We start from the raw sequence: 2,556 nt of genomic DNA, 5'->3' as shown, positions 1-2,556 counted from the left end.
GGCCGCGCCTGGGACTTTGCCCTGGCGGCAGAGGCGGAACCCGATGATCTGGCCGCGCTGGTCGCCGATGCCGGGCTGACGATGCAGGCGCGCGCCCCGCTGATCCCGGTGGTCAAGCTGGTGTTCGGCGCGCAGTACGACAAGACGCGGCTGACCGAATATGCCACGGCCCTGGCCCATGCCCATCGCCTGGGCCTGTCACGCGGGGAACTGGCCGGGTTCCTGGCCAATACGCCGGGCGGCCTCAAGGGCGTGGTCGCGGCCGAGCGCCGCCTGCGCCGCAGCGAGGAAGGCCAGGCGCGCAGCGATCCGCGTGCCGCGCTCGAAGCCTCGCTGCGCACCCTGCCGGCACGCAGCCTGGCCGACATTCCTGCCGATGGCCGCGAATTTTCGCTGGTGATGGTGCGGCGCATGCCCGACGGCACCCTGGCCGTGCTGGGCGAAGTGCTGGACGATGAACCGCTGTTGGAACGTGCTGCCCGCCGCCTTATGAACTGACGGCTATTGAACTGACGGCGGGCGCAAGTCGGGCGTCAGGCCAGTGCGGCCTTGAGATCATCCACCAGGTCGGTGCGTTCCCACGGGAACAGGTCACCTTCGGGCGTGCGGCCAAAGTGGCCATAGGCCGCCGTCACGCCATAGATCGGCTTGTTGAGCGACAGACCCACGCGAATGCCGCGCGGGGTCAACCCGCCCAGGCGCTGCTTGGCGACGAGTTCCACCGCGCGTTCCAGCGTGGCATCGTCCACCGTGCCGGTGCCGTGGGTATCGACATAGAGCGACAGCGGCTGCGACACGCCGATGGCATAGGCCACCTGGATCGTGCAGCGCTTGGCCAGGCCCGCCGCCACGATGTTCTTGGCGATATAGCGCGTGACATAGGCGGCCGAACGGTCAACCTTGGTCGGGTCCTTGCCCGAAAACGCGCCGCCGCCATGGGGCGCTGCGCCGCCATAGGTATCGACGATGATCTTGCGCCCGGTCAGGCCAGCGTCGCCATCGGGGCCACCGATTTCAAAGCTGCCGGTGGGGTTGATGTGATAGACCGTCTGGTCCGACAGCAGCTCTGCCGGGATCACCGCGGCCACGGCCTGCTTCACCCAGGCTTTGAGTTCGGCATCCTTGGCGCCTTCGTCATAGCCCGGCTTGTGCTGGGTGGAGACGACGATCGCGGTGCAGGCCGCCGGGCTGCCGTCCTTGAAGCGCAGGGTCACCTGGCTCTTGGCATCGGGCTCCAGGAACGGCGCGGCGCCGGAATGGCGATCGGCGGCCAGGCGCTGCAGGATCTTGTGGCTGTAATCGAGCGTCGCGGGCATGAGATCGGGCGTCTCATCGCAGGCAAAGCCGAACATGATGCCCTGGTCGCCGGCGCCTTCGTCTTTGTTCTCGCCCGCATCGACGCCCTGGGCAATGTGCGCCGACTGGGCGTGAAGGTTGTTTTCAAAGCGGAAGTTTTCCCAATGGAAGCCTTCCTGCTCATAGCCGATGCGGCGCACGGTGGCGCGCACCACGGCTTCCACTTCCTCGCGCACGCCGGGCGCCCATTCGCCCTTGGCATCCATGATGCCGCGCCCGCGAATTTCGCCGGCCAGCACCACCAGGTTGGTTGTCGTCAAGGTTTCACAGGCAATGCGCGCCTCGGGGTCCTTGCTCAGGAACAGGTCGACGATGGCGTCGCTGACCTGGTCCGCCACCTTGTCGGGATGGCCTTCGGAGACGCTTTCGGAAGTGAACAGGTAATCGCTGCGCATGGGCAAAGGGTCCGATATAAAGCAATCTTTATGTGCCGCCTCTAGCGCGGGCGACGGCGGGAGGCAACCAGCGCGGCCAAAAGAAGCGCTGCAGCCCACAAAAGCGGCAATATGTTGCCCATTCGCGCAAACGGCGTAGGGGGCAGCGCGGGTGGCACCAGCCCTTCGATGCGGCTCGCCACGTGCTGCGGGGCAAAGGCGCGCACGCCGCCACGGGCATCGATCACCGCCGAAATGCCGTTGGTGGTGGAGCGCAGCACCGGCAGACCTTCCTCGATCGCGCGCAGCCGGGCCTGGGCGAGATGCTGTGGCGGGCCCCAGGCGCCGAACCAGCCATCGTTGGTCGGGTTGAACAGCACATCCGGGCGGTGGGCGCGGTCGATCACCTGACCCGAAAAGATGATTTCATAGCACACCTGCACGCCCACGCGCGGCAGGCCCAGCGCCGAGAAATCCAGCGTGCGCGGCCCCGGGCCCGACCAGTAATCGAAATCGCCCGCCACCAGGCGCGACAGGCCCAGCGGCGTGAGCAGCCCACGCATCGGCAGATATTCGCCATAAGGCACAAGGTGCGCCTTGGCATAATGGCCCTGGATCGCGCCCTGGCTGTCGATTGCGGTCACCACGTTCCACGCGCCGATCGGCATGGCGGCCGGGGCCGGATTGGGCGGAAACACCAGGTCGACCGCGCCGGTCAGCAGCAGCGCGCCCGGCCCGACCACGCGGCCCATGCGCGCCCGCGCCAGCAGTGGGTCGCCGCCATAGGTGGTGCCGGCATACCAGGCGCGGGGATAGCCTTCCTGCA

Annotated in this window: 2 protein-coding genes and 1 pseudogene; 1 reads left to right on the top strand and 2 read right to left on the bottom strand. The window is 67.5% G+C overall.

Annotation, left to right across the window (positions count from 1 at the left end; translation table 11 throughout):
• Nucleotides 1–498, top strand: a pseudogene (locus H926_RS33205) (hypothetical protein); the annotation flags it as partial.
• 35 nt (nucleotides 499–533) lie between these two features.
• Here H926_RS33205 and metK read toward each other — a convergent pair.
• Nucleotides 534–1,751, bottom strand: coding sequence for a methionine adenosyltransferase (gene metK / locus H926_RS0110230; protein ID WP_022676210.1), 1,218 nt, complete (start codon nucleotides 1,749–1,751; stop codon nucleotides 534–536).
• Nucleotides 1,752–1,792: 41 nt separating this feature from the next.
• A partial coding sequence (locus H926_RS0110225; RefSeq protein WP_022676209.1) for an apolipoprotein N-acyltransferase occupies nucleotides 1,793–2,556 on the bottom strand: 764 nt, incomplete at its 5' end.

Source organism: Novosphingobium sp. B-7, assembly GCF_000410615.1.
Taxonomy (GTDB): Bacteria; Pseudomonadota; Alphaproteobacteria; order Sphingomonadales; family Sphingomonadaceae; genus Novosphingobium; species Novosphingobium capsulatum.
Note: the sequence above shows the minus strand (reverse complement) of the source record. Positions and strands in the feature narration are given on the sequence as shown.

Excerpts from the sequence above, each read along its gene's own strand:
- metK (WP_022676210.1), bottom strand. The coding sequence starts at position 1,751 with ATGCGCAGCGATTACCTGTTCACTTCCGAAAGCGTCTCCGAAGGCCAT.